This is a genomic window from Nitratireductor mangrovi (assembly GCF_007922615.2).
Classification (GTDB): Bacteria; Pseudomonadota; Alphaproteobacteria; order Rhizobiales; family Rhizobiaceae; genus Mangrovimarina; species Mangrovimarina mangrovi.
Window position 1 is genome coordinate 2,509,092 of sequence record NZ_CP042301.2, and the last position, 19,364, is coordinate 2,528,455.

Consider the following 19,364-nt stretch of genomic DNA (forward strand, 5'->3'; position numbering starts at 1 on the left):
AATGCCCCGCCCGGTCGTCCCGGTCGAGCCGCAACAACGCTCAAAACGCGATTGTGATGTCGAGTTCCGATAGCGGCGTGACGCCGGAAAGCAGGGCACGCGCCTCGGCCTCGTCGCGGCGCATCTGCTCGGTCAGCGCTTCGAGGCTGTCGAACTTCTCCTCGCCGCGCAGGAAGCCGAACAGCGACACCCGGCAGGTCTCGCCGTAGAGGTCGCCGGAAAAATCGAAGACGAATGTTTCGAGCAGCGGTGCGCCGGCTTCGTCGACCGTCGGCCGCCGGCCGAAGCTTGCCACGCCATCGTGCAGCGAGCCGTCGGCGCGGCGGAAACGCACCGCGTAGATGCCGTGCTTGAGGTCGGCTTCCGGCGGCAGCACCATGTTGGCGGTCGGAAAACCGAGCGTGCGGCCAAGCTGCTTGCCGCGTACCACCTCGCCAGCCACGGTGTGGCGGTAGCCGAGCAGACCGGCCGCCTGCGCGACGTCACCGGTTGCGAGCAGCGCCCGGATGCGGCTCGACGACACCACCTCGCTGCCCTCGTCGCGGAAGGCGTCGACCAGCGTCACGCCGAAGCCGTGGCGCTCGCCGGCTTCAATGAGATAGGCCGGCCCGCCCTGCCGGTCGCGGCCGAAATGGAAGTCGAACCCGGTAACCGCGTGTGCGATGCCGAGGCCGTCCATCAGGATATACCCGACAAATTCTTCTGCGCTCTGGTCGGCGAAGGCACGGTCGAAAGTCTGCTCGACGACGCCGTCAAAGCCGATCGCCCTTAGAAGTTCCGCCTTCATGGGCGCCGGTGTCAGGCGGAACACGGGCGTATCGGGTCGAAAGAAGGTGCGCGGATGCGGCTCGAAGGTCAGCGCCAGCGCCGGTACGCCGAGCTTCCTCGCCTCGCCCAGCGCGCGCTCCAGCACCGACTGGTGGCCGCGATGCACGCCGTCGAAATTGCCGATCGCGACCACGCCGCCGCGCAATTCCGCCGGCAGCTCTGCGACATCCTTGATACGGGCGAAGCTTTTCATCGGCCTGCTGTCACCGGCGGCCGGCTAGCGAAGGAACGGCATCACGGCCACCGGCTCGTGGCCATGGCCGGCAAGAAAACTGGCAAGGCGTTCGGGATCCGGATTGGCCGGGTCGCCATAGTCGCGCGCGTGGATGCCGCCGGAAACGTAGAGTGCATCGATGCCGTTCTGCACCGCGCCCTTCAGATCGGTAAGCGCGCCGTCGCCGATGGCCAGCGCGTCGTCCTTGCCGACCGGGCGTCCGAGCACCTCGCCAGCCTCCTTCAGCGCCTGCTCGTAGATCGGCCGGTGCGGCTTGCCGGCAATCAGCGTACGGCCGCCAAGCTGGGTGAAGTCGCGCGCCAGCGCCCCGGCGCACCAGACCAGCCGGTCGCCGCGCTCGACCACGATGTCGGGATTGGCGCAGACGAAAGGCAGGTCGCGGGCGCGCAGCCGGCGCAGCATCTCGGCATAGTCTTCAGGGGTCTCGGTCTCGTCGTCGACAAGCCCGGTGCAGACCACGGCGGAAGCCTCCGGTTCCTCGGCGAGCTCCACGTCGATGCCGTCGAAGATCGAGAGGTCGCGGTCGGGGCCGATATGCATGACGCGGCGCGGACCCGAGCGGATCAGGTCGCGCGTGACATCGCCCGACGTCACCACGCGGTCATAGGCGGTATCGGGCACGCCGAGGATGCCGAGTTGCTCCGTCACGTCGGCGCGCGGGCGCGGCGCATTGGTGATCAGCACCACCGCCTTGCCCGCCGCGCGCGCCCGCTCGAGCGCCGCGCAGGCATCGGGAAAGGCGCGTACCCCATTGTGGACCACGCCCCAGACATCGCACAGGATGACCGCATAACGATCCGAAATCGCCTCGAGCGTATCGATCGGGTTCGCGGTGATGGTCATGAGGCTCCGCCGGGAAATCGACAATGCCGCCCTGGGCGGGCGTTTCACGGTGTCGGCAATTAACCGAACCCGTTCACCGTGTCACCAGCTTTCGCTTAACGCGCGCCGCCCGGCGTGGGAAAATGCCGCCGGTAAATCGAGAGGACGGACGGCTTTGCAGGTCATGGGATCGGGGTTTTCGCGGATGGTTCGCGCGCGCCGGGCAGCCTTTTGGGGCGCGCCGCCGGCGCTGCTCGTCGCGACGCCTGCGGCCGCGGCGGAAAACGCCGCAGCCCTCCCCACTGCTGCCGTCTTCGGCGCACTCGCCGTGGCGCTCCTCGCCCTGATCATTGCCTGGATCGCCCTCGCCCGGGCCCGGCGCGTCGCGCAACAGTTCGACACGCTGCTTTATTCCGTCGATCACGCTCTGCGCCAGGTCGCCTCGACCAGCGTCTCCAGCGCCAGCACCATCGGCGAGATGCAGGACGCCATGCGCGGCGAAATCGAGACCTTGTCGCGCCGGCTGGCCGAGCGTGACGAACGCGGCGACGCCGATGACGGCGACCGCAACGTCATCAAGCTGGCGAGTGCGCGTCCGTCCGCCCCCGGCAAGGAGCGCGGCGCACCCAGCGCGCGCAAGGTCGAGGCCGCGCTCGCCAGCGCGATCGAGGCCGGGGACATCGAACTCAGCCTGCAGCCGATCGTTTCGGTCGACGCCAATGCAGCCGTCGGCTTCGAGACCTTCGTGCACCTGGAGATCGACGACGAACTGGCGGTCGATGTCGGCCGCCTCGCCGACGGCGCCGAACTCGCCCGCGCCGCGCTGGAGCGGCTGACCATTACCAGCGCCGCCGAGGCGAGCCGGCGCATGCTTGGAACGGGCGGCGAGAAATCGCCGCTTCATTGCCCGGTCTCGGAAAACCTGCTTCGCGACGCGGCCGAGCTGGAAAAGACGATCGGGTTTCTGCAACTGCATCCGCCGCTCGCCCGCCTCGTGGTGCTGTCGGCGCCATCGGCGCTGCTGCTCAACGCGAACGGAGCGGACCGCGACGCCATCGACCGGCTGCTCGACACCGGCATAAGCTTCGCCGCCGAGGATTGGGACGGCGGTGTCGGCAACATCGCCGGCCTGCGCGCCAGCCATGCCGGGTTCCTCAAGCTTTCGACCGACCGGCTGCTCGACCGCACCAGGACCAGGCGCAAGGCACCCTCCGGCCTCGACATCGTCGCAGCCGCCGCCGAAGCCGGGATCGCTGTCATCGCCACCGGCGTCGCCACCGACGAGGACGCCGTCAACCTGCTCGACATCGGGGTCGACATCATGGTCGGCGAGCGCTTTTCGCCGCCCAAGCGGCTGCGTCCCGGCATGGGGCGCGTCGCGTGAGCGGTTCGGTTAACGGCCGCTGAACGCAATCGTCGGAATTCGAGCGGCGGCGAAAACGGGAACTTAGCGAGTTTTTGGCATGGTGCCCTGATCCGTTTGGACTGCAGGGGTGCACGACGATGTTCCGCAAGTTTCTCCGCGACAGGCGCGGCGACTACATGATCGCTACCGCGATCGCCATCGTACCGATCATGGGCGGCCTGGCGCTTGCCGTCGACTATGCCGAGATCACGCGCCAGCGCATCCAGACGCTCAACGCGCTCGACGCCGCTGGCATCGCCACCGCGCGCCGCATCGTCGAAGGCGCGACCGACGACGAGGCCAAGGCCTACGCCAAGGACTTCTTCGCCGCCAACATGCCTGGCGTCGACACCAGCAAGACGACCTTCACCGTCACGCTGCCCACCAGCACCAAGGGCGGCGGACTTTTGACGATCGATGCCGAGCACCCCTATCAGCCGTACTTCCTGTCCACCTTCGGCAGCCTGATCGGCTCGGAGATGGGCGACATCACGTTCGCCGCGCAGACGCAGGTCAGGCTCAAGAACACGCTCGAGGTGGCACTCGTGCTCGATAATTCCGGATCGATGGACTATCTCGGCTCGGGCTCGGGCAAGAAGCGCATGGTGCTCCTGAAGGACGCGGCCAAGAAGCTCGTCGAAAAGCTCGCCAACGAGGCCGAGCAGATGAAACAGGTCGACAAGCCGGTGCAGTTCGGCCTCGTGCCGTTCGCCGCCACCGTCAATGTCGGCCCGGGCAACGCTTCGGCGAGCTGGATGGACACGCAGGGCCGCTCCCCGATCCATCACGAGAATTTCGACTGGTCGAGCATGACCGGCGACAAGAAGGTGCTGGCCAGCGGCGGCGCCTATTACAAGAGCGGTTCCGGCTGGGGTGCCGAGGAAGGCGCGCTCGTGACCCGCTTCTCGCTGCTCAACGAGATCAAGCGCGTCACCGGCCAGAACTGGGAGAGCAACTGGGAATATGGCTGCACCAAGTATTATTGGTGGGGCGGCTGCAAGAAGTACGACTGGGTCGACAATGGCGGCTGGGTCTACACCTACGGCCCCTATGCCAGTTGGCAGGGCTGCGTGGAAGCGCGTCCCTATCCCTACAACACCAACGATACGGCACCGACGGTCGCCACACCGGCGACGCTTTACGTGCCCACCTTCGCTCCCGACGAGAGCGATCTGACCTCGGGCGGCTGGGCGCCGAACAGCTACTGGTCGGACAACACCTCCGGCAGCTCGAGCTACCGCCAGTCCTACATGCCGAAATATTTTGCCCCGGCATCCGGAATCAGCGCGGCTGGTTCCGGCCAGGGACCCAACTATTCCTGCACCACCAAGCCGATCACGCCGCTGACCGACGTCACCAAGGCCGCCGGGTTGCAAACGATCAAGGACGCCATCGACGACATGGCCTCCAATGGCGCGACCAACGTTCCGCAGGGCCTCGCCTGGGGTTGGCGCGTCGTTTCCAGCGGAGCCCCCTTCACCGAGGGCCGCTCGGAGGCCGAGAACGGCAACGACAAGGTCGTCATCGTTCTGACCGACGGCGCCAACACCTATTACACCCCGGGTTCACTCGGCTATAGCGACGACGCCGGCAACAAGTCGACCTATTCGGCCTACGGCTACGCCGGCAAGACCCAGCCTGGCGGCTCCTACGCCCGCATCTTCATGGGCACCGGCTCGGGCGTGTCGAAGTCAGGTTATACCAACAGCAACTACACGCTGGGCATGAACGATCACATGAAGCAGCTTTGCGACAACGCAAAGAGCAACGACCTGATTCTCATGACCGTCTCGCTCGACCTGTCGGAAAGCAAGTCCGACGAAAAGAAGGCGATCGACGCGCTCAAGGACTGCGCCTCGGAATCGCGTTTCCGCAAGGATCCGACCGACCCGTCGAAGCCGGCGAGGCTCTACTGGAACGCCACCGGCGGCAATCTCTCGGAGAAGTTCGAGGAGATCGCCGACGAGCTCTCCAACCTGCGCATCGTCGGATGACAACCCACGCTGCGGCACCCGCGCCGCGCGCCGCGGCGCGGCGGGGTGACGGGCGCGGCCTGCTGCGCCGCTTCCTGGGCGCGACCGGCGGCAACTACTCGGTCGCCTTCGCGATCGGTCTGCTGCCGATCATGGGCGGCGTCGCGGTGGCGATCGACTTCACCGACATGAACCGCCAGAAACAGGCCATGCTGAACGCGCTCGACGCCGCCGGCATTGCCACCGCGCGCCGCATCGTCGAAGGCGCAACCGAGACCGAACTGAAGGCCTATGCGAAGGATTTCTTCGAGGCCAATCTCGGCCCGGTGAAGCCCGCCGACACGGTGCTCACCGTCACCCTGCCGACCAACGAGGCCGGCGGCGGCACGCTGAAGCTGTCGGCGCAGCTCGACTACCAGCCCTATTTTTTCCCGATCTTCAAAAGCCTTCTGACCAAGGGCGCCGAGACCGAAAACATCAGCTTCGGCGCCAGGACCGAGCTGCGGCTGAAGAACACGCTCGAAGTGGCGCTGGCGCTCGATAATTCTGGCTCCATGAGCTATCTGGGCTCCGGCTCCGGCGAAAAGCGCATCGACCTCCTGAAGGCCGCGGCCAAGCAGCTCGTCGATACGCTGGCCCAGCAGGCAGCCCTGATCAAGCAGGTCGACAAGCCGGTCCAGTTCTCGCTGGTCCCGTTCGCGGCCTCGGTCAATGTCGGGCCGGACAATGCGGGTGCTGCCTGGATGGACGTCGACGGCGTTTCGCCGGTCCACCACGAGAATTTCGACTGGTCGACGATGAGCACCGGCGAGAAGCGCGCCGAAAAGACCGGCGCCATGTGGGTCAAGGCCGGCACGGCCTGGGATGGCGAGGAAGGCGATCCGCTGTCGCGCTTTTCGCTCTACAAGGACATGAAGAAGGTCGACACCCGCGAATGGGTGGTCACCGGCCAGGAATGGGTCTGCACCAGCTATCGCAAGAACGGCTCCTGCCGCCATGGCGAATGGCGCGAGACCGGCTATTACGACGAGACCATCGCCACATATGCCAGTTGGCAGGGCTGCGTAGAGGCGCGGCCTCACCCCTATAACGTCACCGACGCCGCGCCGGCCGTGCCGACCGGGGTCGCGGGGGTCTATACCGGCGATCCGGCGACGCTGTTCGTGCCCATGTTCGCGCCCGACGAACCCGGCGACCGCTGGGAAACCGCGCTCGATGCCGATCCCGACAATTTCTCCGCCGTCAACAATTGGTGGAACGACGGCACCGAGAGCAGTTCCGGCGCCACCCGCCAGAAGAACATGGGCAAATATTTCGAGGTCCGGCCTTATGGCGCCAGTTCGCCGCAGGGCTCCGGGCCCAACTATTCCTGCACCACCAAGCCGATCACGCCTCTGACCGACGTGACGACCGAGGCCGGCATCGCCACGATCAAGGGCGCCATCGACGCCATGTCGCCCAACGGCGCCACCAACGTGCCCGAGGGTCTTGCCTGGGGCTGGCGCACCGTCTCCGGCGGCGCGCCCTACACCGAAGGCCGCGGCGACGGCGAGAAGGGCAACGACAAGGTCGTCATCGTTCTGACCGACGGCGCCAACACCTATTACACGCCGGGTTCGCTCGGTTACAGCGATCCCGCCGGCAACAAGTCGACCTATTCCGCCTATGGCTACACCGGCGTCGCCTATGATGGCGGCAGCGAGACGCGCCTGTTCATGGGCACCAGCAGCGCGATCGGCGATTTCGACTATTCCAACGCCAACTACACCGCGGCGCTGAACGAGCAGTTGCAGACGCTGTGCGCCAACGCCAAGACCGCCGGCGTGATGATCATGACCGTGGCGCTCGATCTGAGCGAGGGCAACAGCACCGAGAAGGCCCAGATCGACGGCCTCAAGGCCTGCGCGTCGGAGTCTCGCTTCCGCAAGGATCCGATCGATCCATCGAAGCCGGCCAAGCTGTTCTGGAATGCCACCGGCAGCAATCTGTCGGAAAAGTTCAAGGAAATCGGCGACGAGCTTTCCAATCTGCGCATCGTCAGCTAGAAACCGCGCGCCCCCCTTGACCAGGTGGCGCGGCCCCCTGCCCCGACTTCTTGACACGATATGGACGAGCGACTATCTCACCGCTCGTTAGCACTCGCCATCTGTGAGTGCTAACCGGCCGTCCGGGCTTCGCCGGGCGGAAGTTTCCAGAGAAACCATCCGCATTGAGGATATGCAAATGGCTAAGTCGAAGTTTCGCCCGCTTCATGACCGCGTGGTCGTTCGCCGGGTCGAATCCGAGGAAAAGACGGCTGGCGGGATCATCATCCCGGACACGGCCAAGGAAAAGCCGCAGGAAGGCGAGATCATCGCCGTCGGCTCCGGCGCCCGCGACGAGACCGGCAAGCTGGTCCCGCTCGACGTCAAGGCTGGCGACCGGGTTCTGTTCGGCAAGTGGTCCGGCACCGAAGTGAAGCTCAATGGTGAGGAGCTCCTGATCATGAAGGAGTCCGACATCATGGGCGTCATCGCCTGACCCCGACAAACGCTTCAAGAACATCCAGAAGGACAATCGGGCGTTTGCCCAGGAGCTAGGATATGGCTGCAAAAGACGTAAAGTTTTCCCGTGACGCCCGCGAGCGCATGCTGCGCGGCGTCGACATCCTCGCCAATGCGGTGAAGGTGACGCTCGGCCCCAAGGGCCGCAACGTCGTCATCGACAAGTCGTTCGGCGCGCCGCGCATCACCAAGGACGGCGTCACCGTCGCCAAGGAGATCGAGCTCGAGGACAAGTTCGAGAACATGGGCGCCCAGATGGTGCGCGAAGTGGCCTCGAAGACCAATGACGTGGCCGGCGACGGCACCACGACCGCAACCGTTCTCGCCCAGTCGATCGTGCAGGAAGGCGCCAAGGCCGTTGCCGCCGGCATGAACCCGATGGACCTGAAGCGCGGCATCGACCTCGCCGTTGCCGAGGTCGCCGGCGATCTGGTCAAGAAGGCCAAGAAGATCAAGACCTCCGAGGAAGTCGCCCAGGTCGGCACCATCTCCGCCAATGGCGAGAAGGAAATCGGCGCGATGATCGCCGAGGCCATGCAGAAGGTCGGCAACGAGGGTGTCATCACCGTCGAGGAAGCCAAGACCGCCGAGACCGAGCTCGAGGTCGTCGAAGGCATGCAGTTCGACCGCGGCTACCTGTCGCCCTACTTCGTGACCAACCCGGACAAGATGGTCGCCGAGCTCGAGGACGCCTACATCCTCCTGCACGAAAAGAAGCTCTCCAACCTGCAGGCCATGCTCCCGGTTCTGGAATCGGTCGTGCAGTCGTCCAAGCCGCTCGTCATCATCGCCGAGGACGTCGAGGGCGAGGCCCTGGCCACGCTAGTGGTCAACAAGCTGCGCGGCGGCCTCAAGGTCGCGGCCGTCAAGGCACCGGGCTTCGGTGACCGCCGCAAGGCCATGCTCGAGGACATCGCCATCCTGACCGGTGGCCAGGTGATCTCCGAGGATCTCGGCATCAAGCTCGAGAATGTCGGCCTCAACATGCTGGGCCGCGCCAAGCGCGTTCGCATCGACAAGGAAAACACCACCATCGTCGACGGCGCCGGCAAGAAGGGCGAGATCCAGGGCCGCGTTGCCCAGATCAAGCAGCAGATCGAGGAGACCAGCTCCGACTACGACCGCGAGAAGCTGCAGGAGCGGCTGGCCAAGCTCGCCGGCGGCGTCGCCGTCATCCGCGTCGGCGGTGCGACCGAGGTCGAGGTCAAGGAGAAGAAGGACCGCGTCGACGACGCCCTCAACGCGACCCGCGCGGCCGTCGAGGAAGGCATCGTTCCGGGCGGCGGCGTCGCGCTGCTGCGCGCTTCGGCTGCAATCAAGGCCAAGGGCGAGAACCCCGATCAGGAGGCCGGCATCGCCATCGTGCGCCGTGCGCTCCAGGCCCCGGCTCGCCAGATCGTCTCGAATGCGGGCGACGAGGCTTCCATCGTTGCCGGCAAGATCCTCGAGAACAAGTCGGCCACCTACGGCTACAACGCCCAGACCGGCGAATATGGCGACCTGATCGCCATGGGCATCGTCGATCCGGTGAAGGTGGTGCGCACCGCGCTCCAGGACGCCGCGTCGGTTGCCGGCCTCTTGGTCACCACCGAGGCGATGATCGCCGAGGCGCCGAAGAAGGAATCGGCGGCTCCGGCGATGCCCGGCGGCGGCATGGGCGGCATGGGCGGCATGGACTTCTAAGTCCGTCCCGGGCCTTGCCCGGGAAGCCATCCGGCTTCAATCAGGAAGGGCGGCAGCGGCGACGCTGCCGCCATTTTTTGTAATCTGATTTGATCGCAGAGGCTTTTGGCCGGGTATCAGAAAGCCAGCAAAACGCGCGGTCCGCCGGAACTTTTTCACCCGGCGCGTGTTTTTTGGCTGTCCAACGCAGCTTTACGGAACAGCGACGGACGAAAGGGCGCCTCCCGGCACTGTCAAAGTGCGGGAGGCGTTCTTTCTTGAACCGAATCGTATTCCCGCCACCCAGGCTAGTTCTCCGCCCGGCTGGCCAGCACCTTGTCGATGCGGCGGCCGTCGAGGTCGACCACCTCGAAGCGCCAGCCGCTCGCCTCCACCACCTCGCCGGTCTCGGGAATGCGTTTCAGCTTGTCGAGCAGGAAGCCGGCAACGGTGTCGTAGCCGGGCTTTTCGGGCAGTTCGATGAACAACAGATCGGCCATCTCGTCGGCCGGCATCGCCCCGCTCAAAAGCCATGAGCCGTCGGCGCGCTGCCTCGCCTCCGGCTCGTCGTCGTCGAGGTCCGACTTGAAGGCGCCGGCGATGGCGTCGAGGATGTCGGCCGGCGTAACCACCCCCTCGAAATGGCCAAACTCGTCATGGACCAGCGCCATCGGCACGTCGGCGTGGCGCAGCGTTCTCAGCACCGCCAGCGCGCCCAGCGTATCGGGGATCACCGGCGCCGCCTGCACGTGCTTTTTCAGGTCGAACTTGCGTTTCAGGTTGAGCGGCCTGACCAGATCGCGCAGCCGCACCACGCCGAGCAGCACGTCGGCATCCTTCTCGTAGACCGGGATGATCGAATGCGTCGAGCCGGTCAGCGCCTTGCGCAGCGCGGTCTCGCTTGCCGCCGCGTCGAGCATCTCGACCTCGGTGCGCGGCGTCATCAGCGCCCGCACATTGCGGTCGCCGAGCCGCATGACGCCGGCGATCATCGTCTGCTCGGCGGTCTCGATGACGCCGGCGCTTTCGGCCTCGGCGATCAGCGTCTGGATCTCCTCGTCGGTGATGGCGCTTTCCGGCTCGGCCGACATGCCGAGCACGAACAGCACCGCCCGCGTGCAGCCGTCGAGCAGCCAGACCAGCGGCGCGGCGACCTTCGACAGCATCTCCATTGCCGGCGCCATCATGCAGGCGAAACCCTCGGCGTTCTTGAGCGCCAGATGTTTCGGCACCAGTTCGCCGATCAGGAGCGACAGGAAGGTGATCGCCCCGATCACCAGCGCGTAGCCGGCCACCCCGGCGCTGCCGGCCGGTATGCCTGCCTCGACCAGATAGGCGCTCATGCGCTCGCCGAGTGCCGCGCCCGAAAAGGCGCCGGCGAGGATGCCCACCAGCGTGATGCCGATCTGCACCGTCGACAGGAAACGCCCGGGGTGTTCCGAAAGCCGCATCGCTGCCGCCGCGCCGCGCTTGCCCTTGGCCGCGAGTATCTGCAGCCGCGGCCGGCGCGCTGACACGAGCGCGAGTTCGGAGAGCGCGAAGACACCGTTCAGGACGATGAGGATGGCGGCGATGATGAGTTCGAACATCCGGTAAACCGAGTAGCCCGGCAATGCCGCAGGGTCAACGCAAAGGACGGCCGGCGCGCAAGCATATCCCGACCGCGTTGACATCACCGCCCGGCGCAGCTAAATCCGCCGCCGGTCGAGGCACCCGCCGCCCGCAGGCACATGCCACGGTGAAGCCTCTCGGACAAACGTCGCTTTCCGGCGCGCCGATGGAATGGCAATGCGGGCCCCGTTCGCGTTCTCCGGCGCAAGGAGACCGACCCGATGCCCGACACGCCTTCCGCGCAAAAAAACCCTTTCCTGAGCGGGCCCCTGCCCGCCCTCTTCCTGCGCACCACCGCGCCGATCGTGCTGGTCATGAGCATGAACGGGCTGCAGACCGTCATCGACGCCTACTTCCTCGGCGAGTACGTCGGCGCGGCCGCACTTTCGGCCGTCACGCTGATGTTTCCGGTCTACATGCTCCTGGTGGCGCTCGCCACGCTGGTGGCCGGCGGCATGGCGAGCGTGCTCGCCCGCCGGCTCGGCGCCGGCGACCACGACAATGCCCGCGCCACCTTTGTCGGCGCGCATGTGCTGGCGCTGCTCGTCTGCTGCGCCCTGATCGCGCTCTTCGCCGCCACCGGCGGCCCGCTGGCGCGATGGCTCGCCGCCGGCTCCGGGCAGCTTGCCCACGACGGCTATCTCTACATCTCGATCCTGATCTGGTGCTCGCCGCTGCTGTTCGTGCTGTCGATCAACTCCGACGCGCTGCGCTGCGAGGGCCGCATGGCCCTGATGGCGGCGGTCAGCCTCACCACCTCGCTCGCCAATATCGGCTTCAACTACCTGCTGATCGCGGTGCTCGGCTACGGCGTCGCCGGTTCGGCCATCGGCACGGTCGCCGCCATGCTGCTCGCCTTCGCCGCGATCCTCGTCTTCCGGCTCAGCGCCGACACGCCGCTCAAGCTGGCGCGGCTGTCGCTCGCCGACTGGGGTCATGGCTGGCGTGAGTTCCTGGCGCTCGGCGCGCCGCAAAGCCTCACCTTTCTCGGCATCTCGCTCGGCTCCGGCGCCACCATCGCCATGGTCCAGGCCTGGGGCGGCGACGGTTATGCCGAGACGGTCGCCGCCTACGGTATCGCCACCCGCGTGCTCACCTTCACCTACCTGCCGATGCTGGGGCTTAGCATGGCGCTGCAGGCGATCGCCGGCAACAACTACGGCGCCGGGCTGTGGCCGCGTTCGAATGGCAGCCTGCGGCTCGCGCTCGCCACCGCCTTCGTCTACTGCGCGATTGTGCAGGCGACGCTGTTTTTCGCATCGCGCGAGATCGGCTTCATCTTCGTCGACGACGCGGCGACGGTCGCCGAACTCACCCGCATCCTGCCGGTCATCACCGCGGCCTATGTCGTTGCCGGCCCGCTGATGATGCTTGCCGGCTATTTCCAGGCAATCGGCGATGCACCGCGCACCGCCGTCCTCAACCTGTCGCGCACCTACCTGTTCGCGATTCCGCTGACGCTCGCCCTGCCGCCGCTGCTCGGCGAAAACGGCATCTGGCTTGCCTCGCCGCTCTCCGAAGTCGGCGCGGTGAGCCTCACCGTGCTGGTGCTCCTGCATGGCCATGTCCGCACCGGACGGCGCTGGGGCGTATTCCGTCAGCAGGCCTAGCAAGACCCGCACCCGCCGCTGGCCCATGCGCCGCGGCTGGTGCCAGGCGGACGCAACGCAAAGGCGAGCCCGGCAAAAAACTTCACCCGTACTGTGAAGCGCCGCACAGACGCGTGCGGCTACTGCTCATATCGTTGCAGCAGCCGAAGAAAGACGCGCCGCCGGCCTGCCCGGCGGTGACAAACGAGGGCGTCCGCAACGGGGGCGGCGGAAGAGAAGTCCAGCTTGAAGGGGCGCAACGCCGTGGCATCCGCCGCGCAACAGGCGCCGGTGGAGCGACCATGGCACAGCCAGGGATAGCCTGTCATGACCTCCGAAATCATCGAACTGCCGAGAGAACCCGAATTCACCGGACGCATTCTTGTGGTCGGCCGACCGCATCAGGGCAAGAAGGCCCAGAAGGCGATGAAAAACGACGTCGGGCTCGAAATCGCCAGCTCGCGCGACTTTGACGACCAGAACGTCACCGCCGAGGCGATCGAGAGCGGCGACGGCATCTATTTCGACGAAATCGGCGTGGCCGTGGTCACGCCGTCGGACGCCGACCAGCTCGGCCGCATCTCCTCCATGTCGGTGCTGGCCGAGGACGCCGACGGCCCGATCGTCGAGCCCGAGCAGATGATGTATGCGCTCGCCGGCGATTTCGGCGACTATGTCCGCGGCTTCCGCGACGCCGCCAACGCACTCGCCGACCAGTACGGCGCGCCGTCGGGCCAGATGCCCCAGGCCGCCGATGCCGGCATGCTCGCCGTCGGCGCCACATGGGGCCTGCAGAAGACGCGCACGGTCGTCTCCTTTCCGCTGATCCAGAACCGCACCGGCAAGGGCATCAAGGTCTGCGTGCTCGACACCGGCATGGACCTGAACCATCCCGATTTCGCCGGCCGCAACATCACCAGCCGCTCCTTCGTTCCGGGCGAGGCGGTTCAGGACCTGCAGGGCCACGGCACCCATTGCATCGGCACCGCCTGCGGTCCCAAGGAACCCGCCGACGGCACCACCGACCGCTACGGCGTCGCCTATGAGGCCGAGATCTTCGCCGGCAAGGTGCTCAACAATGGCGGCAGCGGCGCCGACGGCTGGATTCTCGCCGGCATCAACTGGGCGGTGGCCAACAAATGCGAGGTGATCTCGATGTCGCTCGGCGCGCCCGCCGGCGGCGCCGGCTTCTCGCAGGTCTACGAAAACGCGGCGCTGGCCGCGCTCAATGCCGGCTGCCTGATCATCGCCGCGTCTGGCAACGAATCCACCAACGGTCTCCAGCCCGTCGGCCGCCCGGCGAACTCGCCCTCGATCATGGCCGTCGGTGCGCTCGACGAGAACCTGCGCCGCGCGGCGTTTTCGAACGTCACCTTCCACCCGCCGCACGGCAAGGTCGACATTGCCGGACCCGGGGTGCGCGTCCTGTCGTCGATCCCTGTCGCCCAGGGCACGCACGGCCTGAAGTCCGGCACCAGCATGGCCACGCCGCACGTTGCCGGCATCGCCGCCCTGATCGCCGAATCCAACGCCTCCTATCGCGGCAGTGCGCTCTGGCAGCGCCTGATCGCCACCGCCGACGCCATCAGCGGAGAGCCGGCCGGCCATGTCGGCGCGGGTGTCGTGCAGGCGCCCTACCGCCGCAACGTCGTCGTCAAGCCGCTGCCCTGGTGGTGGCGCTACTTCCAGCCGACCTATCCGACGGCCGAGGCGGCGGAGTAGGATCGGCCGCGAGCGGCAACATCGCTTGACCCCTGGCGCCGCCGCGACGGCGGCGCCAGCATCTGAAAGCGTCGGGAGCCATGCCATGGCCGATCAGGAAGAACGCAAGACGACCGGCAGGTTCACCTGCGCCATCGACCCGTCATTGACCTCGCTCGACGAGGTCGCACGGCAGTTCGAACAGCGCGGCGTCACGGTCGAGGAACGCATGGAATTCATCGGCACGCTGGTTCTGCGCGGCAAGCCGGAGGTGGTCCGCCAGGCGGCTGGCGCCATCGAGGGTGTACGGTCCGTCGAGCCGGAAGGCACCATGGGCACCTGGTAGGCCCAGGGCCCGGAACCGGTCACCCCTGCGGCGGCCTCATCCCGTGACCGGCGGAAGTTCCGGTGCGCTCAATCCTTGAAAGGGGTCGCGCCAGGCCGGGATCGCCTCGAGCCTCTCATACCAGCGGCTGACAGCCGCAAATTCGGACAAGGGCAGCCGGGCCACGTCGTTGAACGGCAGAAAGGTGGCCATGCGGAAATCGGCATAGGTCGGCGCATCGCCTACCAGCCAGTCCCGGCCGGCAAGCACCGGCTCGAGCAGTGCCGCAGCCCTGCGGAAAGCCGCCAGCCCTTCCTCCACCTGCCTTTCGTCGGTCGGGCCGAGATCATAGCGCCGCCTGGTTCCGCGCTCGAACTGCACCATGTCGCAAGCGTGCACGAAATTCGCCTTGCCCCAGCTCAGCCAGCGGATCATCTCGGGCTCGTCATCGCCGCTCGGCCAGAAGCCGGAGGAAACGACGCGCGACAGGCGGCAGGCGATGGCATCGGCTTCCCACAGCCCGCGTCCCTGCTCGTCGAGGATCGGCAGGCGCAAATTCGGATTGAGCGGCGCGAACCGCGCCGCCTCGCCCGGCGCCAGGGGCGCGGCGAATTCGTACGTGACCGGCGCTTGCAGGTAGCGCGCCACCGCGACGGCCAGGCGCGGGTTGGGATTGCGGCTGAAATAGAGCTTCATGCGGTCACCTGTCAGGCATCTCGCCGCGCGCGCAGGATTGCGCCCGCTCGGTGAGCAGGGTCTTCTCGCGTGCGTTCTGGGTCAGTGCGGCGGCCTGCTCGAATTCGCCTCGTGCCTCGTCGAAGCGCCCCAGGCGGGCGAGAAAATCGCCACGCACGCTGGGCAGGAAGTGGTAGGTCTTGAGCGCCTTGTCGCCGACGAGCCGGTCGACGATTTCGAGCCCGGCGGCCGGTCCTTCGGCCATCGAGACCGCAACCGCGCGGTTGAGCTCGATCACCGGCGACGGCGCCTCCGCGCCGAGCACGGCATAGAGCCCGGCAATGCGGGTCCAGTCCGTGTCGTCCGCGCTCGCCGCGCGTGCATGACAGGCCGCGATCGCCGCTTGCAAAACGTAGAAGCCGCGGCCGCCGCCAAGGCGTTCCGCGCGTTCGAGCGCCGCCAGCCCGCGGTTGATCAGCAGCCGGTTCCAGCGGCTGCGGTCCTGGTCCGGAAGCAGGATCGGCTCGCCGTTGCGGTCGATGCGGGCGCCGATGCGCGAGGCCTGGATTTCCATCAGCGCCACCAGCCCGTGCACCTCCGGCTCGGCCGGCGCCAGCTCGGCCATGATGCGGCCGAGCCGCAAGGCCTCGTCGCAGAGCTGCGGCCGCGTCCAGTGGTCGCCGGCGGTCGCCGAATAGCCCTCGTTGAAGATCAGATAGATGACCGCCAGCACCGAGCCGAGCCGCTCGGCCATTTCCTCGCCGCGCGGCACTTCGAAGGGGATGTTGGCTTCGGCGAGGGTCTTCTTGGCGCGCACGATGCGCTGTGCCACGGTCGGCTCGGGAACCAGGAAAGCGCGCGCGATCTCCCCTGTCGTCAGCCCGCCGAGCAGCTTCAGCGTCAGCGCGGCGCGTGCCTCGGCCGACAGGATCGGATGGCAGGCGGTGAAGATCAGGCTCAAGAGGTCGTCGCCGACATGGTCGTCGAGCGCGGCTTCCAGCCCCGCGACCGGGTCCTCCTCGGTCTCGATCTCGTGGCCGAGTTCGGCATGCTTGCGATCGATCAGCTTGTTGCGGCGGAAATGATCGATCGCCCGCCGTTTCGCCGTCGCCATCAGCCAGGCGCCGGGCTTCTCCGGTACGCCGGTCTCCGGCCAGCGCTTCAGCGCCGCGACCAGCGCCTCCTGCGCGAACTCCTCGGCCAGGCCGACGTCGCGCACTTGCCGTGCAAGGCTGGCTACCAGCTTCGCCTGCTCGATCCGCCAGACCGCCTCGATGGCGCGATGTGTGTCCGTAGCCGTCACGGCCCCCGGATAGAACGGAGGCCGGGACCGCGCAAGGCACGGTTGATGTCGGTCCTGACATGGTTGTTGCCAGTGGCTGGCGCCGCCACGAATCCATGACCTGCCTCGTCATCGCGACAACGCAGGAAGCGGTATCAGCGGTTCTGCATCGCTTCGAAATCCGCAAGCGAGGTCTGCATCTCCTGCGGAAAATCGTCCGTTTCCATCACCTGGCGGACCTCGATCGTCTCGTTCACCGCGCCCGGGCAGCGTTTGGCCCATTCGATCGCCTCGTCGCGCGAAGCGACGTTGATCACCCAATAGCCGCCGAGCACCTCCTTCGCCTCGGCGAACGGCCCGTCGGTGACGACCGGCCGTCCGGTGTCGAAGCGTACCCGTGCGCCCATCGATGGCGGGTGCAGCCCGTCGCAGGCAACCAGCACCCCTGCCTCCTGCAGCGAGCGGTTATAGGCCATCATCGCGTCGACCTGTTCCGTGTCGTCGGGCATGGTTCCCGGCGCCGCGCTTTCGTAGCCGGCGGGGATCATCAGCATCATGAATCGCATATCAAGCTCCTCCGGCGCCCGGCTCTCACGCCGGCCACCCTCACGAAAAATCAGCCTCGGCCTTCGGTCTGCTGGCGCAGCCGGTCGTTCTGCTCGCGGATTTCCGGCGTCGCCGCGTCGCCGAAATCGTCGATCTCGAAGATCGGCCTGAGTTCGACTGCCGATTCCTGGAACGGCGAACGCTTCATCCATTCGACCGCCTCTTCCATCGACTTCACCTGCAGGATCCAGAAACCGGCGATCAGTTCCTTGGTTTCGGTGAATGGGCCGTCGACGATCATGCGCTCCTTGCCGGAGAAGTTGATGCGCACCGCCTTCGACGTCGGATGCAGGCCTTCGCCGGCCAGCATCACGCCGGACTTCACCAGTTCTTCGTTGAAACGGCCCATCTCGGCCAGGATTTCCTTGCTCGGCATGACGCCGGCTTCGGATTCGGGCGTCGCCTTGACCATCACCATCACACGCATGACTTTCTCCTTCTCGGTTGCGCTCGGCCTGCTCCATTGCCGGCCTTCAACCACACGACGAGCGGCGAAATCCGGATTCGACAACTGGGCCCGAAAAATTTTGACGCCTTGCCTTGGCTGCCCGATCGGTGGCAAGCCGGCGCCGCGGCCCTTCACCTCCATCAGCTTCGGGACCACGACCATGACACAGACACGAACTGAAACCGACACCTTCGGCCCGATCGAGGTTGCGGCCGACCGTTACTGGGGCGCGCAGGCCGAGCGCTCGCTCGGAAATTTCCGGATCGGCTGGGAAAAGCAGCCGCTTTCGGTGGTTCGCGCGCTCGGCATCGTCAAGCGTGCCGCGGCAGAAGCCAACATGGCGCTCGGCCGGCTCGACCCCGAAATCGGCAAGGCGATCGTCACCGCCGCGCAGGAGGTGATCGACGGCAGGCTCGACGATCATTTCCCGCTCGTCGTATGGCAGACGGGTTCGGGCACCCAGTCCAACATGAACGCCAACGAGGTCATCTCCAACCGCGCGATCGAACTGCTCGGCGGCGAGATGGGATCGAAGAAGCCGGTGCATCCCAACGACCACGTCAATATGAGCCAGTCGTCGAACGACACCTATCCGACCGCAATGCACATCGCCTGCGCCGAACGCATCGTTCACGACCTCGTGCCGGCGCTCAAGCACCTGCACGCCGCGCTTGAGGCCAAGGCGAAAGCCTTCGACCACATCGTCAAGATCGGCCGCACCCACACCCAGGACGCCACCCCGCTGACGCTCGGCCAGGAGTTTTCGGGCTATGCCGCGCAGGTCGCCTCGGCGATCGACCGTATCGGGACCACCCTGCCCGGCCTGCTGGAGCTGGCGCAGGGCGGCACCGCCGTCGGCACCGGGCTCAATGCGCCGCTCGGCTTTGCCGAGAAGGTGGCCGAAAACGTTGCCGCGATCACCGGCCTGCCCTTCGTCACGGCGCCCAACAAGTTCGAGGCTCTCGCCGCCCACGACGCCATGGTGTTTTCCCATGGCGCGATCAACGCCGCCGCCGCCGCACTCTACAAGATCGCCAACGATATCCGCTTCCTTGGCTCCGGCCCGCGTTCCGGGTTGGGCGAACTGGCGCTGCCGGAAAACGAACCCGGCTCCTCGATCATGCCCGGCAAGGTCAACCCGACCCAGTGCGAGGCGCTGACCCAGGTCTGCGTCCAGGTCTTCGGCAACCATGCCGCGCTCACCTTCGCCGGCAGCCAGGGCCATTTCGAGCTCAACGTCTACAACCCCGTCATGGCCTACAATTTCCTGCAGTCGGTGCAGCTGATGTCGGACGCAGCGCGCTCCTTCACCGACAATTGCGTGACCGGCATCGAGGCCCGCGAGGACAACATCAAGGCCGCGCTCGAACGCTCGCTGATGCTGGTGACCGCGCTCGCCCCGACCATCGGTTATGACAACGCCGCCAGGATCGCCAAGACGGCGCACCGGAACGGCACCACGCTGCGCGAGGAAGCGCTGGCGACCGGCCTGGTGAGCGCGGAAGATTACGACCGCATCGTCAGGCCGGAACAGATGACTGGGCCAGGCTGAGATGTAGCCGCCTTCCTGGTTTTCGTTCACGTTTGTTGAACAATGAGTACCGCTTTCGGCCTCTTTCGTGACGCGAAGCGTGGACTATCTGTGGGCGACTGATCCGC

Annotated in this window: 16 protein-coding genes; 9 read left to right on the forward strand and 7 right to left on the reverse strand. The window is 66.6% G+C overall.

Annotated features, from left to right (window positions below; genetic code table 11):
• Positions 1–40: 40 nt before the first annotated feature.
• Together FQ775_RS12335 and FQ775_RS12340 are read right to left on the reverse strand one after the other, a co-directional pair.
• The gene (locus FQ775_RS12335) at positions 41–1,021 is read right to left on the reverse strand and encodes a bifunctional riboflavin kinase/FAD synthetase (RefSeq protein ID WP_146298101.1); all 981 of its coding nucleotides are present in this window, start codon (positions 1,019–1,021) and stop codon (positions 41–43) included.
• Positions 1,022–1,045: 24 nt separating this feature from the next.
• Positions 1,046–1,906 carry a TIGR01459 family HAD-type hydrolase gene (locus FQ775_RS12340; protein WP_146298102.1) on the reverse strand — a complete coding sequence of 287 codons (861 nt, stop codon included), beginning with the start codon at positions 1,904–1,906 and terminating at the stop codon, positions 1,046–1,048.
• 184 nt (positions 1,907–2,090) lie between these two features.
• On the opposite strand from FQ775_RS12340, the gene FQ775_RS12345 reads away from it, so the two are divergent.
• From FQ775_RS12345 to groL, 5 genes are all read left to right on the forward strand, one after another.
• Positions 2,091–3,269, forward strand: coding sequence for an EAL domain-containing protein (locus tag FQ775_RS12345; RefSeq protein WP_167812944.1), 1,179 nt, complete (start codon positions 2,091–2,093; stop codon positions 3,267–3,269).
• A 119-nt stretch (positions 3,270–3,388) separates the two neighbouring features.
• A complete protein-coding gene (locus FQ775_RS12350) occupies positions 3,389–5,284 on the forward strand; it encodes a TadE/TadG family type IV pilus assembly protein (protein WP_146298104.1) in 1,896 nt (631 codons plus the stop codon).
• Positions 5,281–7,308: a pilus assembly protein gene (locus tag FQ775_RS12355; protein WP_146298105.1), complete on the forward strand. Its 2,028-nt coding sequence runs from the start codon at positions 5,281–5,283 to the stop codon at positions 7,306–7,308. Before FQ775_RS12350 ends, FQ775_RS12355 begins: the two co-directional genes overlap by 4 nt.
• A gap of 178 nt (positions 7,309–7,486) precedes the next feature.
• Entirely contained in the window at positions 7,487–7,783 is a 297-nt protein-coding gene (gene groES, locus FQ775_RS12360; protein WP_146298106.1) for a co-chaperone GroES, read from the forward strand.
• A 62-nt stretch (positions 7,784–7,845) separates the two neighbouring features.
• On the forward strand, positions 7,846–9,489 hold the full coding sequence (gene groL / locus FQ775_RS12365; RefSeq protein WP_167812946.1) for a chaperonin GroEL: 1,644 nt from the start codon (positions 7,846–7,848) through the stop codon (positions 9,487–9,489).
• 287 nt (positions 9,490–9,776) lie between these two features.
• Here the strand turns inward: groL and FQ775_RS12370 are convergent, their stop codons facing one another.
• A complete protein-coding gene (locus FQ775_RS12370; RefSeq protein WP_146300749.1) occupies positions 9,777–11,057 on the reverse strand; it encodes a hemolysin family protein in 1,281 nt (426 codons plus the stop codon).
• 243 nt (positions 11,058–11,300) lie between these two features.
• Here FQ775_RS12370 and FQ775_RS12375 point away from each other — a divergent pair, with 243 nt between their 5' ends.
• The 3 genes from FQ775_RS12375 (at position 11,301) to FQ775_RS12385 (ending at position 14,715) form a co-directional block, all read left to right on the forward strand.
• Complete coding sequence (locus tag FQ775_RS12375; protein ID WP_146300748.1) at positions 11,301–12,689, forward strand: MATE family efflux transporter; 1,389 nt, start codon at positions 11,301–11,303, stop codon at positions 12,687–12,689.
• Between the two features lie 306 nt (positions 12,690–12,995).
• Positions 12,996–14,390, forward strand: a complete 1,395-nt coding sequence (locus tag FQ775_RS12380) for a S8 family serine peptidase (RefSeq protein WP_146300747.1) — start codon at positions 12,996–12,998, stop codon at positions 14,388–14,390.
• An 85-nt stretch (positions 14,391–14,475) separates the two neighbouring features.
• Positions 14,476–14,715, forward strand: coding sequence for a hypothetical protein (locus tag FQ775_RS12385; RefSeq protein WP_146300746.1), 240 nt, complete (start codon positions 14,476–14,478; stop codon positions 14,713–14,715).
• 36 nt (positions 14,716–14,751) lie between these two features.
• On the opposite strand, the gene FQ775_RS12390 is transcribed toward FQ775_RS12385, so the two are convergent.
• The 4 genes from FQ775_RS12390 to FQ775_RS12405 form a co-directional block, all read right to left on the reverse strand.
• Entirely contained in the window at positions 14,752–15,390 is a 639-nt protein-coding gene (locus FQ775_RS12390; protein ID WP_146300745.1) for a glutathione S-transferase family protein, read from the reverse strand.
• A 4-nt stretch (positions 15,391–15,394) separates the two neighbouring features.
• Positions 15,395–16,672 carry an RNA polymerase sigma factor gene (locus FQ775_RS12395; RefSeq protein ID WP_146300744.1) on the reverse strand — a complete coding sequence of 426 codons (1,278 nt, stop codon included), beginning with the start codon at positions 16,670–16,672 and terminating at the stop codon, positions 15,395–15,397.
• Positions 16,673–16,806: 134 nt separating this feature from the next.
• Positions 16,807–17,217: a YciI family protein gene (locus FQ775_RS12400; protein ID WP_146300743.1), complete on the reverse strand. Its 411-nt coding sequence runs from the start codon at positions 17,215–17,217 to the stop codon at positions 16,807–16,809.
• Between the two features lie 50 nt (positions 17,218–17,267).
• Entirely contained in the window at positions 17,268–17,684 is a 417-nt protein-coding gene (locus FQ775_RS12405; protein ID WP_146300742.1) for a YciI family protein, read from the reverse strand.
• 181 nt (positions 17,685–17,865) lie between these two features.
• Between FQ775_RS12405 and fumC the strand changes: the two genes are divergently transcribed.
• Positions 17,866–19,257 (forward strand): class II fumarate hydratase, encoded by a 1,392-nt coding sequence (gene fumC, locus FQ775_RS12410; RefSeq protein ID WP_146300741.1) that lies wholly within the window; start codon positions 17,866–17,868, stop codon positions 19,255–19,257.
• Positions 19,258–19,364 lie beyond the last annotated feature (107 nt).

What these genes read in the sequence shown, in the direction of transcription:
- FQ775_RS12350 (WP_146298104.1), top strand. Translation starts at nt 3,389, where the DNA reads ATGTTCCGCAAGTTTCTCCGCGACAGGCGCGGCGACTACATGATCGCT.
- FQ775_RS12345 (WP_167812944.1), top strand. Translation starts at nt 2,091, where the DNA reads ATGGTTCGCGCGCGCCGGGCAGCCTTTTGGGGCGCGCCGCCGGCGCTG.
- FQ775_RS12405 (WP_146300742.1), bottom strand. Translation starts at nt 17,684, where the DNA reads ATGCGTGTGATGGTGATGGTCAAGGCGACGCCCGAATCCGAAGCCGGC.
- fumC (WP_146300741.1), top strand. Translation starts at nt 17,866, where the DNA reads ATGACACAGACACGAACTGAAACCGACACCTTCGGCCCGATCGAGGTT.
- groL (WP_167812946.1), top strand. Translation starts at nt 7,846, where the DNA reads ATGGCTGCAAAAGACGTAAAGTTTTCCCGTGACGCCCGCGAGCGCATG.
- FQ775_RS12335 (WP_146298101.1), bottom strand. Translation starts at nt 1,021, where the DNA reads ATGAAAAGCTTCGCCCGTATCAAGGATGTCGCAGAGCTGCCGGCGGAA.
- FQ775_RS12380 (WP_146300747.1), top strand. Translation starts at nt 12,996, where the DNA reads ATGACCTCCGAAATCATCGAACTGCCGAGAGAACCCGAATTCACCGGA.
- FQ775_RS12340 (WP_146298102.1), bottom strand. Translation starts at nt 1,906, where the DNA reads ATGACCATCACCGCGAACCCGATCGATACGCTCGAGGCGATTTCGGAT.
- FQ775_RS12355 (WP_146298105.1), top strand. Translation starts at nt 5,281, where the DNA reads ATGACAACCCACGCTGCGGCACCCGCGCCGCGCGCCGCGGCGCGGCGG.
- FQ775_RS12390 (WP_146300745.1), bottom strand. Translation starts at nt 15,390, where the DNA reads ATGAAGCTCTATTTCAGCCGCAATCCCAACCCGCGCCTGGCCGTCGCG.
- FQ775_RS12375 (WP_146300748.1), top strand. Translation starts at nt 11,301, where the DNA reads ATGCCCGACACGCCTTCCGCGCAAAAAAACCCTTTCCTGAGCGGGCCC.
- FQ775_RS12370 (WP_146300749.1), bottom strand. Translation starts at nt 11,057, where the DNA reads ATGTTCGAACTCATCATCGCCGCCATCCTCATCGTCCTGAACGGTGTC.
- FQ775_RS12400 (WP_146300743.1), bottom strand. Translation starts at nt 17,217, where the DNA reads ATGCGATTCATGATGCTGATGATCCCCGCCGGCTACGAAAGCGCGGCG.
- FQ775_RS12385 (WP_146300746.1), top strand. Translation starts at nt 14,476, where the DNA reads ATGGCCGATCAGGAAGAACGCAAGACGACCGGCAGGTTCACCTGCGCC.
- groES (WP_146298106.1), top strand. Translation starts at nt 7,487, where the DNA reads ATGGCTAAGTCGAAGTTTCGCCCGCTTCATGACCGCGTGGTCGTTCGC.